13 protein-coding genes are annotated in these 13,441 nt (G+C 72.3%); 5 read left to right on the top strand and 8 right to left on the bottom strand.

Annotation, left to right across the window (positions count from 1 at the left end; translation table 11 throughout):
- Positions 1-103 precede the first annotated feature (103 nt).
- The 6 genes from ACQEVB_RS40115 to ACQEVB_RS40090 all read right to left on the bottom strand — a co-directional run bounded on the left by ACQEVB_RS40115 (position 104) and on the right by ACQEVB_RS40090 (position 6,172).
- Positions 104-1,048, bottom strand: coding sequence for a DUF6282 family protein (locus ACQEVB_RS40115; protein WP_432984969.1), 945 nt, complete (start codon positions 1,046-1,048; stop codon positions 104-106).
- 16 nt (positions 1,049-1,064) lie between these two features.
- A complete protein-coding gene (locus tag ACQEVB_RS40110; RefSeq protein ID WP_432984966.1) occupies positions 1,065-2,060 on the bottom strand; it encodes a cyclase family protein in 996 nt (331 codons plus the stop codon).
- A complete protein-coding gene (locus ACQEVB_RS40105) occupies positions 2,060-3,475 on the bottom strand; it encodes an MFS transporter (protein ID WP_432984963.1) in 1,416 nt (471 codons plus the stop codon). The genes ACQEVB_RS40110 and ACQEVB_RS40105 overlap by 1 nt, the downstream gene beginning before the upstream one ends.
- An 84-nt stretch (positions 3,476-3,559) precedes the next feature.
- The gene (locus ACQEVB_RS40100; protein ID WP_432984960.1) at positions 3,560-4,477 is read right to left on the bottom strand and encodes a hypothetical protein; all 918 of its coding nucleotides are present in this window, start codon (positions 4,475-4,477) and stop codon (positions 3,560-3,562) included.
- A 23-nt stretch (positions 4,478-4,500) separates the two neighbouring features.
- Positions 4,501-5,277 carry an HpcH/HpaI aldolase family protein gene (locus ACQEVB_RS40095; RefSeq protein ID WP_432984957.1) on the bottom strand — a complete coding sequence of 259 codons (777 nt, stop codon included), beginning with the start codon at positions 5,275-5,277 and terminating at the stop codon, positions 4,501-4,503.
- Positions 5,278-5,428: 151 nt separating this feature from the next.
- Positions 5,429-6,172 (bottom strand): SDR family NAD(P)-dependent oxidoreductase, encoded by a 744-nt coding sequence (locus ACQEVB_RS40090; RefSeq protein ID WP_432984954.1) that lies wholly within the window; start codon positions 6,170-6,172, stop codon positions 5,429-5,431.
- A 137-nt stretch (positions 6,173-6,309) separates the two neighbouring features.
- Here ACQEVB_RS40090 and ACQEVB_RS40085 point away from each other — a divergent pair, with 137 nt between their 5' ends.
- The 5 genes from ACQEVB_RS40085 (at position 6,310) to ACQEVB_RS40065 (ending at position 10,612) form a co-directional block, all read left to right on the top strand.
- On the top strand, positions 6,310-6,705 hold the full coding sequence (locus ACQEVB_RS40085) for a carboxymuconolactone decarboxylase family protein (protein WP_432984951.1): 396 nt from the start codon (positions 6,310-6,312) through the stop codon (positions 6,703-6,705).
- Between the two features lie 14 nt (positions 6,706-6,719).
- Positions 6,720-8,228 (top strand): flavin-containing monooxygenase, encoded by a 1,509-nt coding sequence (locus ACQEVB_RS40080; RefSeq protein WP_432984948.1) that lies wholly within the window; start codon positions 6,720-6,722, stop codon positions 8,226-8,228.
- Between the two features lie 70 nt (positions 8,229-8,298).
- A complete protein-coding gene (locus ACQEVB_RS40075) occupies positions 8,299-9,120 on the top strand; it encodes an MBL fold metallo-hydrolase (RefSeq protein ID WP_432984945.1) in 822 nt (273 codons plus the stop codon).
- A complete protein-coding gene (locus ACQEVB_RS40070; RefSeq protein WP_432984942.1) occupies positions 9,117-10,043 on the top strand; it encodes a DUF6282 family protein in 927 nt (308 codons plus the stop codon). Before ACQEVB_RS40075 ends, ACQEVB_RS40070 begins: the two co-directional genes overlap by 4 nt.
- Positions 10,040-10,612, top strand: coding sequence for a carboxymuconolactone decarboxylase family protein (locus tag ACQEVB_RS40065; RefSeq protein WP_432984939.1), 573 nt, complete (start codon positions 10,040-10,042; stop codon positions 10,610-10,612). Before ACQEVB_RS40070 ends, ACQEVB_RS40065 begins: the two co-directional genes overlap by 4 nt.
- Positions 10,613-10,760: 148 nt before the next feature.
- Here ACQEVB_RS40065 and ACQEVB_RS40060 read toward each other — a convergent pair whose 3' ends face one another.
- Positions 10,761-12,629: a DUF222 domain-containing protein gene (locus ACQEVB_RS40060; RefSeq protein ID WP_432984936.1), complete on the bottom strand. Its 1,869-nt coding sequence runs from the start codon at positions 12,627-12,629 to the stop codon at positions 10,761-10,763.
- 41 nt (positions 12,630-12,670) lie between these two features.
- Positions 12,671-13,435 carry a carboxymuconolactone decarboxylase family protein gene (locus ACQEVB_RS40055; protein WP_432984933.1) on the bottom strand — a complete coding sequence of 255 codons (765 nt, stop codon included), beginning with the start codon at positions 13,433-13,435 and terminating at the stop codon, positions 12,671-12,673.
- Positions 13,436-13,441 lie beyond the last annotated feature (6 nt).

Raw genomic sequence — 13,441 nt, 5'->3', positions numbered from 1 at the left:
GGGCCCTCCTCCGGGTTCGATCACGGAGGGGCCGGTCCCCACCTCGACCGACCTGCGACTATACCCAGGGTCCCGCCGACGGCCGGACTGCGGCGCGGTGAGCTCACGCCTCGAGCAGCTGCGCGGCGTTGCCGCCCACCATGCCGCGGATGTCGTCCTCCGGCGTGCCGGCGTCCAGCAGGGCACGCACCATCCGCCGGTACGCCGTGATCGGCAACGGGTTGCCCTTCTGCCCGAGGTCGGAGGAGAAGATGGTGTGCCGCACGCCGGCCGCGCTGCGGTACGGCGCGGTCCGCTCGACGGGCGATCCGGTGGACCGCGCGCCCACGAGCATCGCGAGGCACAGCTCGACGGTGGCACCCTGCCGAGCCCACGAACCGACCCGTTCGGGGTCCGCGTCGACGACGAAGTCGGGGTGGCTGATGACGATGCGCTCGATGCCGGCGGCGACGGCGGCGGGCACCAGCACGTCGATCTCGGCGGCGGGCAGGTGCCCGCAGTTGAGCACCGCCGACTCGGCGGCGATCACCGACAGGATGTCGTGCACCGGCGGCACCAGCGCGCCGGCCTCGTCGAGGATGCTGATCGGCTCGTTGTCGCGCAGCGGGATGCCCGAGATCGGGAAACCGCTGTGGTGCGAGGCGTGGAACTCGAGGTGGGCGGTCGAGGAGATGGTCGGGAACCACACCACCCGCCCGCCCATCCGCAGCGCCAGCTCGACGCCGTACGGGTTGAGCCCGCCCACGGTCCGGTTGAGCGCGATGCCGCCGACGACGTGGACCCCGGTGTCGCGCAACCCGACCGGCTCCAGGGCCAGGATGTCGGTCTGCATGCTGTGGTGGTGGGACTTGCAGACCAGCGCCCGGAAGCCCACGGTCGCCGCGTCGGTGGCCGCGTCCAGGATCGACATCCGTCGCGGGAACGGGCTCGGCCCGGGGTGGGTGTGCAGGTCGACGCCGCCGACGAGCAGCGCGTCGACGTCGGGGTCCGGCGTGAACCGGTCCGCGTCGAGCGTCTCGTCCCACAGGTCACTCACGGTCGCGGTCATGCAGGCTTCCTCTCGATCACTTGACGGCGATGGCGTTCGGTGGCGAACCCACCCCGCCCACCAGGTTCAGCGGTTTGACGGTCAGCAGGAACTCGTAGCGGCCGTCGGCCGCGCAGTCCGCGGCCAGCTCGTCGAGCTTCCACAGCTCGCCGATCACCATGCCGAGCAGCGCGAGCATCGGCCGGTGCAACATCCCGTTGTGCGACGGGCCGCGCGCGGGCGGCGGCTCGTCCGGGTCGATCCAGCCCGACGCCGGGTTGACCGGGAACGACTCCAGACCGCCGTTGTCGGACGCCATGAGCGCGATCCGGTGGTCCCACAGCCACGCGACCACCTCGTCGGACTGGTCGAGGCCGGTGGCGCCGCTGCGGCGCTCCGCCCGCTGCTCGGGGGTGCGGCGCACCCACTCCTCGGCGAAGCCGGTGCGCAGCAGCACGATGTCGCCGGGCCTGATCTCGACGCCGCAGTGCGCGGCGACGGCGTCGAGGTCCGCGGGCGTCAGCCGGGTCATCGTCGCGAAGTCCAGCGGCGCGCCGATGCTCGCGAAGTGCGCGACGGCGTCCAGGAGGACCCCGCGCCCGGCGATCGCCTTCTCCGCCAGCAGCTGCACGCCCAGCGCGGGGCGGCACACGTCGATCGCCTCGTCGGCGACGCCGCCGTAGAAGCCGTAGCGGGGGTGGCGGATGTGCCGCAGCCCGTCCACCTGGGAGGTCGACTGCAGGTAGAACGAGTCGAGCCAGTCGTCGCGGTGGTTCGGGTTGTTGGCGAAGATGTGGTGCTCGGTCGGCGGGCGAGTACCGGCCAGACTCGGCACGAACGTGTTGAGCGGGTAGTCGAGGTTGAACGTCGCGCCGCGGCGCACCAGCCGGGCCGCGGCCGCCGTGCACTCCTGCGTCAGGAAGTTGAGGGTGCCCAGCTGGTCGTCGGGGCCGAACAGGCCCCACGACGAGCCCGGCGGTGCGTCCGTCCGGCGGGCCAGCTCCGCGAAGTCGGGCAGACCGGCGATCGTCATCAGGTCTCCACCGGCGTGCGCACGGCCGGCGCCGCGGGCTCGACGGGAGCGGGGGCCTCCCGCTGCGCGTCCTCGCCGGCCTTCCGCAGGTCGATCCCGCGCGTCTCAGGGCCGAACGCCGTCGCGACGAAGATCAGGACCGCGCCGAGGACGGCCAGGATCCCGGCCGTGTAGACGAACGGCACGAGCGCGCTCAGCCAGAGCATGTAGTAGGAGAAGAACGACGGGATGATCACCGCAGTCCCGTAGGCCACGCCCCAGCCGGTCGAGCGGACGACGGTGGCGAACCGCTCGTTGATGTAGGCCGGCAGCACGCCCAGCGGGGCCACGGTCACGATGTTCACCGCGACGGCGAGCAGCGTCAGGTTGAACCACCCGTGGACGGTGTTGGAGCCGATCAGCGTGATCGCGATCGGGTAGACCACGGCCGTGAGCGGGGCGGCGATGAAGAGCGTCCGCTTTCGACCCAGGTGGTCGGACAGCCAGCCGAAGAAGACGTAGGAGACCATCGCGACCGGCGTGATCAGCTGCGTGCGCGCCAGGTCCGCCGGGGTGAAGCCGGTGTTGAGCAGCAGGAACTGCGCCTGCACGCTGCCCGTCAGGTTCACGACGAAGAAGACGCCGGTCATGATCACCCACGCCTGGACGAACGCGCGTCCCGTGCGGCCCTTCAGGATCATCCGCAGCGGCGAGGGCTGCGGCGCGTCCGAGGTGACGACCGCCTTCTGGACCTGCGAGTCCTCCACGCGGCGGCGCAGGAACCAGGCGACCAGGAACGACAGGACGGCACCGAGGACGAACGGCAGCCGCCAGCCCCACTGCACGTACGGCGAGTCGATGCCACCGCTCGGAGCGATGAGCAACGTCAGCGACATGGCGATCGCCACGAAGAGCGGGCCGGCGCTCGCGGAGCACTGGATGAGCGCGCCGATGAAGCCGCGGCGGTGCGGTGGGGCGTACTCCAGGGCCATCGGGGTGGCGGCCGTGTACTCCCCGCCGAGGAAGATTCCTTCGATGAAGCGCAGCGCGAGCAGCAGCACCGTCGCCGGCACCGCGCCGATGACCTGGGCGCCGGGCAGGCACGCGATGAGCAGCGAGACGGTGCCGAAGCCGTAGATCGTGATCGCGCCGATCAGCCGGCGGCCGATCCGGTCGGCGAAGTGCCCGAAGATCAGGCCGCCGAGCGGGCGGCCGAGCAGGGTGACGGCGAGCGTCATCCCGGCGAAGATCGCCTTCTCGGAGGGCGCCATGTCGCCCTGGAAGTAGATCAGCGCGGGCAGCAGCACCGACGACGCGATGTAGATCGAGTAAGAGTCGACGGCGAAACCGGCCCAGGCACTGAGGATCGCCCTGCGCCGGCGGCCGCGGAAGGCGGGATCGGTCGCGTCGGGGGGCGCCGAGGTGGGATCGGCCATGGACGTGTCTCCTTCACCGGTGAAAGGACAGGACGGGCGGACCGGTCCCCCGCGGTCCAGGCTCGGTCGTGGATCAGGTGTGGATCAGGTGGTCGGGGCGGGGTACTCGGCGGCGTTGAGCACCCAGCCCGGCCGGGCCGAGAAGTCGTGGCGCGGGCCCGCGAAGATGTCGATCAGGTGGTTGGTGCGCCAGCCGATGCTCTGCGAGGTGTGCACGGTGGGCGGCGGGATGATCGTCACCGACGGGCTGCCGACCTGGACGTGGTCCTCCGGCCGCCACTGCGTGCCGTCGGTGCCCCACGGGGTCTGGATGTGGTGCACGTAGGTGCCCGCGACGACGAGGCTGGCCTGCTCGAAGTCGTCGTGGAAGTGCGGCGACATGCGCGTGGCGTCCCGGGGCCCCGTCGAGGGCGGCATGAAGTTGACCATGAACGCGCGGGTGCGGAAGATGCGCCCGAAGCGCTTCGGGTCGGCGGGCACGTCGGCCATCCGGTAGGTGCGCCAGCGGTAGCCGTCGACCGGCTCCGGCCACAGCTGCAGCGGTGCGACGTGCGGATGCGGCTCGGCGTAGGCCGCGGCGTTGGACGCCTGCGCTGCCCATTCCTCCTCGTCGGACTGCAGGAGCTGCGCGATCGGTCCCGTGCCCGTGGCGGTGAGCGTGCTCTCCCCCGGCGGGACGACCACCTGCGCGGGGCCGACCACCTCGTGCTGGACACCGGTGGCGTCCGTGCCGCGCAGGGCGCTGCGCTCGTCGATCAGCAGGACGACCTGCTCGGACCGCAGCGTCGACCGCCAGATCACGTCGCCCGCGGCGGGTTCGGTGTAGATCAGCACGAAGTTCTGGCCCCGGGTGATCCACCGGTGGCTGCCGTCCGGCGACGTCGCGTCCGGCGGGAGCACGGAGAAGTCGAGGAACTGGGGCGCCGCGATCGCGGTGCCCGACGGCACCTCGCGGCTCGACGTCGCCAGCGCCGAGCGCGGATCGTCCTTCGTGTACGCCATGCGTGCTTCCCTTCGTGTGGTGATCAGCGCCCGTCGAGCGCGGACCGCGCTGCCGACGCGGCGGCCCGGGCGGCCCCGGCGAGGAACCCGGTGTCGTTGCCGACGACGATGAACCGGCAGCCCTGCTCGGCGCGCAGCCGGACCTGGTCCGCGCCCTGCACGACGGTGCCGACGGGCACCCCCGCGGCCACCGCGGCCTTGATGCAGCGGGTGACGGCGTCGTGCACCGCCGGGGAGCCCGTCGGCTCCCCCATCGACAGCGACAGGTCACCGGGCCCGACGAACACGGCGTCGACGCCGGGCGCCGCGAGGATGCCCCCGATGTCGTCGACGGCCTCCTGCTCCTCGACCATCGCGACGCGCGCCACGTCCTCCTGACCGGCGCGGACGTACTCCGCCGGCCCGCCGGGCAGCTGACCCCACCGTCCGGCGCGGGCGGCGAACCCCATGCCGCGCGTGCCGTCCGGCGGGAACAGGAACTGGCGCATCGCCGCGGCCGCCTGCACCCCGTTCGAGACGTGCGGCACGAGGATGCCCGCCGCGCCCGCGTCCAGGTAGCGCTGCGCGTCGCCGTAGCTGTGGTCGGTGATGCGCACCAGCGGCGCGACGCCCTGCTGCGAGTAGGCCACGAGCAGCCCGTACACGTCGCGGACGGAGAGCAGCGCGTGCTCGGTGTCGACGATGACGAAGTCGAACCCTGCCCCGCCGACGATCTCCGCCACTTCGAGGGCCGGGAGCTTCACGAACGTGCCGAGCACCGGCCGGTCGGTCGAGCGCAGCATCTCGCGGAAGGTGGTCATCGGGCGGCTCCATCAAGTCCAACGCTTGTTCAGTTTACGAACAGCTTGTTCGCGATGCAGAATGCACCTCGTGATGGCGATGTGCAAGGGGTCACAGAAGGCGGGCACCCGCGTATCGATTCAGCGGCAGTGGCCGCTGGGCCGACCGGCCCTACTGGGCCACGTAGCCGCCGTCGACGCTGAGGATCGCGCCGGTGATGCCCGACGCGACGGGCGAGGCGAGGTAGGCGATGGCCTGCGCGACGTCGTCCGCCGTCGAGATCCGGCCCAACGGGTGCCGCGCCAGCACGGCGGCGGCGGTCGCCTCGGGATCCGGGTCGGCGGCCCGCGCCTCGGCGATGAAGTCGGTGTCGATCGCTCCCGGCGCCACGGCGTTGACGCGCACCCCGCGCGGCGCCAGCTCCACGGCGAGCTGGCGCGTGAGCTGCACCAGCGCGCCCTTCGTCAGCGCGTACACGCTCTGGTTCGGCATGCCGACCAGCCCGGAGATCGACGTGACGGTGACGATCGAGCCGCCCGTCCGCGCCAAGGGCTCGACGGCCGCCCGGGCGTGGGTGAACGCGCCGCGCACGTTGACCGCGAACAGGGACTCGAGATCGACGTCGGTCGAGTCGGCGATCGAGCGGCGCAGGAAGCGCGCGGCGTTGTTGACCAGGAGGTCGAGCCGGCCGAACTCCCGCTCGGCCAGCCCGACAGCCTGCTCCGCCGACCCGGTCGTTGCCACGTCGGCGACGACGGGGAGCACCGCGCTGTCGCGCAGCTCCTCCACGGCGGGCGACACATCCTCCGCGACGACAGCGTAGCCGCGCTCCACCAGCACGGCGACGAGCGCCCGACCGACACCGCCTGCTGCACCCGTCACCAGCGCGACCCGGCCCTGCTCACTGTGCTCCATCTGCGATTCCTCCACCTCCCGCCGGCCGAACCGGGCCACCGCGTCCCCGGCCGGCAGGAAGAAGGGGGTGCGCGATGGGCCACCGTACCCATATCGTCTGACTGTCTGACAATGTTGGTCGGCGACGGGAGGGTCCGGTGCGGGACGCGAACGAGGAAGCGGTGGCCGCCGGGCTGGCCGTGCGACGAGAGATGTTCGGCGCCGGGCTCGTCGAGCAGAACTACACGAACGCCACGCCGTTCCACCGCCCCGCGCAGGACTGGATCGCGGGCGCGGTGTGGGCCGACGTCTGGACCCGGGACGGGCTCGACCGGCGCACGCGCAGCCTGGCGACGCTCGCGATGCTCACCGCACTGAACCGGCCCACCGAGTTCGCGTCGCACGTGCGCGCGGCGCTGGCCAACGGCTGCACCGTCACAGAGATCCAGGAACTGCTCCTGCACACCGCGCCCTACTGCGGCGCACCCGCCGCCCTGCAGGCCTTCCGGCAGGCGGAACAGGTGCTGGCCGAGGCCGGCGCACTCACGGACTGACCGGAGGACCACACGTGCCACTTCGACGCAGGGTGCCCCGCCGCACGATCCGGGTGGCGATCATCGGAGCCGGGTTCGGCGGCATCGCGGCCGCCATCAAGCTGCGGCAACGCACGTCGGCCACGTTCACGATCTTCGAGCAGTCGCCCGACGTGGGCGGCACCTGGTACGACAACCGCTACCCCGGCTGCGAGGTGGACATACCCTCGCACGCCTACAGCTTCTCCTTCCTCAAGTACGACTGGCCGCGCACGCACGCGCGGCAGCCGGAGCTGCTGCGCTACGCCCGTGAGGTCGTCGACGCCTTCGGGCTGCGCCGCCACCTCCGGCTGAACACGGCCGTCACGGACGTGACCTGGGACGACGAGCAACGGCACTACACCGTGCGCACCGCCGACGGCGACGTCGACACCTTCGACGCCGTGATCTCCGCGCTCGGACTGCTGAGCGTGCCCAACTACCCGGACTGGCCCGGCCTGGACGACTTCCGCGGGGAGCGCTTCCACACCTCGCGCTGGCGCCACGACGTCGACCTGGAGGGCAAGCGGGTCGCCGTGGTGGGCACCGGCTCGACGGCCGCGCAGGTCGTGCCCGGCATCGCCGACGCCGTCGGTTCGCTGCTGGTGTTCCAGCGCGAACCCGGCTGGATCGAGCCCAAGCGCGAGCGCGAGTTCACCCCGCGCGAGCGGTGGGTCTACCGGCACGTGCCCGGCGCGCAGTGGCTGCACCGCGGGTACCTCTTCTACGGCTCCATCACGCGGTTCAAGGGCTACGACGCGTCCAGCGCGATGCAGCGCTCGATGCGACAGCGCTGCCTCGACTACATCCGCACGACCGTGCAGGACCCGGCCACGCGCGACGCCGTCACGCCCGACTACCCGTGGGGCTGCAAGCGACCCGTCGTCGCGTCCACGTTCTACGAGGCGCTGAACCTGCCGCACGTCGAGCTCGTCCCGCACCCGGTCACGTCGGTCACCGACAAGGGACTCGTCGACGCGCGCGGCGTGCACCACGACGTCGACGTGCTGATCATGAGCACCGGGTTCCAGCCCACGCGGTTCCTGGCCAACCTGCAGGTCCGCGGCATCGGCAGACGCAGCATCCACGACGCGTGGGCGGAGCGGGCGTCGGCGTTCCTCGGCGTCACCGTCGCCGGCTTCCCCAACTTCTTCATCCTCTACGGACCCAACACCAACGGCGGGTTCTCGATCATCGCCCAGCTGGAGCGGCAGGCCGAGGTGGCGGCGCAGGCGATCCGCCGGTTGGAGATGGGCGCGGGGCACGTCGACACGGACCCGCAGGCGCAGCGCCGGTGGGTGGCGTGGATCGACGACCAGATCGCCCGCAAGGCCAACGCCATGGAGGCGGGCTGCCGCAACTACTACCACGCGCCCGGCGGCGCGAACATCACGCAGTGGCCGGGGGCCCACCTGAAGTACCTGGTCGCGACGCGGTTGTTGAGCCGGTTCGGGATCCGGGCGGTCCCGGCCGCGCGCTCCACCCCCGACCCGGTGCAGGTCTGACGTGCCGCGTCCGTCATGGGCCCGGCCCCGCAGCGCCGCCGTTCGCCCGATCCGCGTCGGCGCAGTGACCGTGACGCCCGTCGTCCAGTTCCACTACCGCGTCGATCCCCTGCTCTTCTTCCCCGACCTCGACCTCGCCGGCCTCGACCCCGGCGCGTGGTACCTGCGCCCTCCCTACTGCGAGGACGGCTTCCTCGTCGTCGACATCGGCGCGTTCGTGGTCCGTACGCCGGAGCGGACGCTGCTCGTCGACGCGGGGGTGGGCAACGGCAAGGCGCGGCCCAACGCGTGCTTCGACCGCCGCGCCGACGAGTGGCTCGTCGCACCCGGGGAGATCGACACCGTCGTCTTCACCCACCTGCACGTCGACCACGTCGGGTTCGCGACGCGGTTCGACGGGTCGGCGTGGGTACCGGCCTTCCCCGACGCGCGCCACCTGACGACCGCGGCCGAGCTGGAGTACTGGACCGGCACCGACCCCGACGGCTTCCGCGAGCGGCTCGGCGACTACGTCGGCGACAGCGTCCTGCCGCTGCGCGCGGCGGGCCTGCTCGACGTCGTCGCGCCGGACCACCGGATCTGCCCGGAGGTGCGGCTGCTCCCCGCTCCTGGCCACACGCCGGGCAACGTCTGCGTCGAAGTCGTGTCGGAGGGGCGGCGGGCCGTATTCGCCGGCGACATGGTGCACCACCCGCTGCAGCTCGCCCGACCGTCGCTGAGCACCGACTTCTGCGTGCACGGGGCGTGTGCGACGCACTCACGGGAGGCCCTGCTGCGCGACGTCGCCGACACCGACACTCTGCTGTTCCCGGCGCACTTCCCGGACGCGGTACCCGGCCGGGTCGTCACCGATCCGGCCGGCGGGTACCGGTACGAACCGGTGACCCGATGACGGAGGAATGGGCGGCCGCCCAACCGGCCGGTTTCGCCGACGTCCTCGCCGGCGCGATCGACGTCCATGTCCACGGGCAGTCCGACCTCGCCGCGGGCACGGCGAGCCGCGGCGCCGACCTCGCTGTGCTGCGCCTTGCGCAGCGCTACGGCATGGCCGGATGGGTGCTCAAGTCGCACCTCTGGCCGACCACCGACCGCGCCTTCATGCTGCGGGAGCAGGCGGGACCCGACTTCGCCGTCCACGGCAGCTTCACCCTCAACCCGACCCTCGGCGGGGTCACCCCGACCGTCGTCGAGCTGGCCGCCGCCCATGGGGCGACGGTGGTCTTCCTCCCGACCTGGGGAGCGGCCGCCGACATCGGGCGCGGCGGCTACATCACCACGCTGCTGCGCCGGCTCGCCCCGTCCGTCGACGCGTTCGCGGACGAGCGCGCCGTCCGCGTCGTCGACGGGAACGGGCGGCTCACCGGAGCCGCCCGCGACGCGCTCGACGCCTGCGCGGCACTCGGGCTCTCCGTCGGCACCGGGCACATAGGGCTCGACGAGAGCACCGCCGTCGTCGAGCACTGCGCGGCCATCGGCCACCGGCGCGTGCTCGTCACGCACCCCCTGCACTACGTCGACGACCCCGCCGAGCTGCGCCACTTGACCGACGCCGGTGCGCTCGTCGAGCTGGCCGCCGCGCCGCTGCTGCACCCCGACGGGCACCTGCACGTCCGCGATCTCGCCCGCGCCGTCGAGGTGCTGGGGCCCGACCAGCTCGTCCTCAGCTCGGACGTGTTCTCGCGGTGGGTGCCGCCCGAGCCGGAGTGCCTGCGGCTCGTCGCGGAGCAGCTCGCCTACCTCGGCGTCGACCGCGCCGCACTGCACCGCATGCTCGCCGCGAACCCGCGGCGATTCCTCGGGAAGGACCTCGGATGACCACACGTCTGGCCCGCATCACCCCCGACGAGATGACGCCGGAGCAGGAGGAGATCTACGCCGCCTTCACCAGCGGCCGCCGGACCGCTCCCGGCGCCGCGTTCTCCCTGGTGCACCCGGACGGCGGGCTCATCGGACCGCCCAACGCGTGGCTGCTGAGTCCCGCGTTGGCCCGCGGGCTGGAGGGCTTCGGCGGTGCGCTGCGGTTCGAGCTGAGCCTCTCCGCGCGCTCGCGGGAGATCGCGATCCTGCTGATGGCGTTCCATCGGGAGAGCCCGTTCGAGCTCTATGCGCACCGGAAGGCCGGCCGCGCTGCAGGGCTCACCGACGCCGAGATCGAGGGTCTGGCCACCCGCACCCCGCCAGCGTTCACGAGCGACGAGGAGCGGGCGGTCTTCGACGCCAGCCTTGCGCTGCTCGACCGCAAGACGCTCGACGACACCGAGTTCGCCGCAGCCGTCGAGGTGCTGGGCAAGCGTGGCGTGCTGGAACTGGTGGTACTGCTGGGCTGGTACGACTCGATCGCCACCCAGCTGGCAGTGTTCGGCGTGGTGCCCCCGGAATCGTGACCGGATCCCACTGCGGTGCGGCAACACCCGGGGCGGGCTCGGCGGTTGAGCACTGACGAGGGTGCTCAGCGACCCCCTTGCGCGGACATCGCGCAATGAGCCCCGAGGCCGTCGCGGCCCCGGCTGCTCGTCGGCGGCCGGGGCCCGGTCAGAACGGTGGCGGGTCGCTGTCCGGTGGTGGACGGCCGATGTCGACGGGCCGGTAGTCGCGCGGGTACGTCCGGTACGTCGAGCCCGTCGGCGAGGTCCACTCCAGCGCACCATCGGGCAGCAGTTCGACGCGCCAGTCGGTGTCGTGCTTGAGGTGGTGGTGGTGCGGACAGCCGACGGCCAGGTTCGTGTCGGCGGTCGGACCCTCCGGGTAGGCGATCACGTGGTCGAGCTCGCACCCGGACGCCGCACGGCGACAACCGGGGAACCGGCAGGTCGCATCCCGCGCACGGACCAGCTCCGCCAATCCCGCCGGCGGTCGGTACCTCGTGCGGCCCACATCGAGCACCGTGCCCGAGAGCGGATCGGTGACCAGTCGCCGCCATATCGCGTCCGAAGCCACCGCACGGGCCTGCCACGCGGTGATCGGACCGTAGCCGGCCAGCTCGGCGGGATGCTCGGTCGCCCCGCGCAGGGTGTCGAGATCCACGATCACCTGCACGAGCGACTTTCCCGGCGCAACCGGCCGCACCACCTCCACGACGAAGGCTCCGTCGGCGACCGGATCGCGGGCAGCCGGGCGCCCACCGGTCGCATCGCCGGCGGGCTCTCGAACGACCGACTCACCATCGGGGATCGCCTGCACAGCGGCAGACGTGACGTCGACCGACTCGCCGTCGATCGCCGCATCCCCGTCCGATCCGCCGGCGGCAGCCGAAGCTCGGGCGAACGCTGACCCAGCGGCCGCCTCAGCTCCGACGGGCTCCCGAACTCCGACCCCGGGAACCACCGGATCCTGGGCTGCCGGCGGACCTGCCGCCGAACCGGAAACGTCCGGCTGCGCGACGGCAGGCTCGCCCACGACCGGCGCCCCACCATCGGCCGGCTCACCGACCGTCGACCCACCGGCGCTTCCTTGGGAGGCCGGCTGTCCCGCAGACGGCTCCGCGACGTCCCACTCGCCACTGCTCGACTCGCCACTGTTCGACTCGCCACTGCTCGACTCGCCTGCCGCGGACTCATCAGGGACCGCCACCCCAGCCACGATCCGGCCCATGATCAGGCCGACTAGCAGGTCGGCCCGGCGGGCGTCCATCGGGCGAGGGTCATCGGCGCCGAGCCCGCGCGCCAGCCGGCTGAGCCACTCGTAGCAGCCCACGGCGTCGGGCGCGGACAACTTGGCGGCCAGGGTGGCCATCCCCTCCGCATCGGGCCAAAGCTGGACGGCTCGCTCGGCGTGGGCTGCCCGGTGACGAGCTTCGGCTCCGCCCGGGTCGGCGGCGATGATCGCGCGCTGCACCGCGGCGCGCAGCTGCCCCACGGTCTGGCGGGGCGCACGCGGCAGAACCATGTCCTGCACCCGGGCGGCGATCTCGACGGGGAGGTGGCCGGTGCCGTCGACGATCACGGCGACCCGGCGCTCGTCGAGCAGGCCCTGCTCCCACAGGGCACGGGTGGGCGCGAGGTGCTGGTCGAGGGCGGTGGCGCGATCGAGCAGGCGCTGTGCAGTGCCCGTGGCCAGCCGAAGCTCGACAGCGATCTCGTCCGCCGCGTAGTCGGCATCGTCGGGCTCGGCCGCCCGCCGCCGGGCGAACTCGGCCAACGCCCGCGCCCCGTTGGCCTGGGCCCACGCCGCGACGCGGGCGTAGGACGTGATCACGGAGAGCAGGGTCGCATCGTCGAGCTGATCGAGCGGGGGCAGGCCGAACTCCAGCTCCATGGCCAACCCCGACGAGGCCGGTCGGGCCGACAGCTCGACCTCGGGAAACACGACAGGACCGCCGTCGGGCGCCCACTCGTCGCCGTCGTCCCATCCGGGGACGGGCACGTCGAAGTCGGCTTGCGCACTCGAGCCGACGTCGAACATAGGTTCGACGATACCACGGCGGATGCGTCCGCGGGGTGCCTTCAGGTCTGCGCGGCGAGCTCCGCCAGGATCGGGGCCGCCGTCGTCGCCGCGTGGATCCCGATCACGCTGACGATGGCGAGCACCTCCATGATCTCGCCGGCGGTGGCGCCGAGCCGGACCGCGTTCTGCATGTGCAGCTTCAGGCCCGGGACGTAGAGGTGGGTGGCCGAGGCGTCGAAGGCGATGTAGATCAGCTCCTTCACCTTCGGCGGGAGCGTGCCGGTCTTCCACGGTACGGAGGAGAACTCGATGTAGGCCTCGAAGAGGTCGGGGTCGAGCTCGAGGAGTCCGTCCCAGAACTGGTGCCAGTAGCCGCGGTTCGCGGTGAACTCGGCCTTCAGCTTCTCGCGGCGCTCGTCGAGCGGGGCGGGGCCGTCGCGCAGTCCCTCCTCCTGCAGCACTTCCAGCAGCAGCGGGACACCGATGTTGCTGGCGTGGATGCCGAGGGTGGAGGTCAGCTCGATGACCTCCATGATCTCCTCGCGCGTTGCGCCGTGCTGCAGTGCGGCGGCGACGTGCTGGCGGATGCCGGGCTCGTAGAGATGGGTGGCCGCGGCGTCGGCGGCGATGTAGACGAACTCCTTGACCTTCGGCTCCAGGTGCTGCTCCCCCGTCCACGGGACAGCGGAGAAGTGCAGGTAGGCGCGGACGAACGCGGGGTCGAGCTCCAGCATCCGCTGCCACGGCTCCCCCCAGGTGCCCCGCACGGCGACGAACTCGTCCTTGATCTGCTGCTGCTCGGTGGTGAGGGCGTGCGACGGCATGGCTGT

It is taken from the genome of Pseudonocardia sp. CA-107938, assembly GCF_050936315.1.
Lineage (GTDB): Bacteria > Actinomycetota > Actinomycetes > Mycobacteriales > Pseudonocardiaceae > Pseudonocardia.
This window is presented reverse-complemented; position numbering and strand designations above follow the sequence as displayed.

What these genes read in the sequence shown, in the direction of transcription:
- ACQEVB_RS40115 (WP_432984969.1), bottom strand. Translation starts at nt 1,048, where the DNA reads ATGACCGCGACCGTGAGTGACCTGTGGGACGAGACGCTCGACGCGGAC.
- ACQEVB_RS40110 (WP_432984966.1), bottom strand. Translation starts at nt 2,060, where the DNA reads ATGACGATCGCCGGTCTGCCCGACTTCGCGGAGCTGGCCCGCCGGACG.
- ACQEVB_RS40105 (WP_432984963.1), bottom strand. Translation starts at nt 3,475, where the DNA reads ATGGCCGATCCCACCTCGGCGCCCCCCGACGCGACCGATCCCGCCTTC.
- ACQEVB_RS40100 (WP_432984960.1), bottom strand. Translation starts at nt 4,477, where the DNA reads ATGGCGTACACGAAGGACGATCCGCGCTCGGCGCTGGCGACGTCGAGC.
- ACQEVB_RS40095 (WP_432984957.1), bottom strand. Translation starts at nt 5,277, where the DNA reads ATGACCACCTTCCGCGAGATGCTGCGCTCGACCGACCGGCCGGTGCTC.
- ACQEVB_RS40090 (WP_432984954.1), bottom strand. Translation starts at nt 6,172, where the DNA reads ATGGAGCACAGTGAGCAGGGCCGGGTCGCGCTGGTGACGGGTGCAGCA.
- ACQEVB_RS40070 (WP_432984942.1), top strand. Translation starts at nt 9,117, where the DNA reads ATGACGGAGGAATGGGCGGCCGCCCAACCGGCCGGTTTCGCCGACGTC.
- ACQEVB_RS40065 (WP_432984939.1), top strand. Translation starts at nt 10,040, where the DNA reads ATGACCACACGTCTGGCCCGCATCACCCCCGACGAGATGACGCCGGAG.
- ACQEVB_RS40060 (WP_432984936.1), bottom strand. Translation starts at nt 12,629, where the DNA reads ATGTTCGACGTCGGCTCGAGTGCGCAAGCCGACTTCGACGTGCCCGTC.
- ACQEVB_RS40055 (WP_432984933.1), bottom strand. Translation starts at nt 13,435, where the DNA reads ATGCCGTCGCACGCCCTCACCACCGAGCAGCAGCAGATCAAGGACGAG.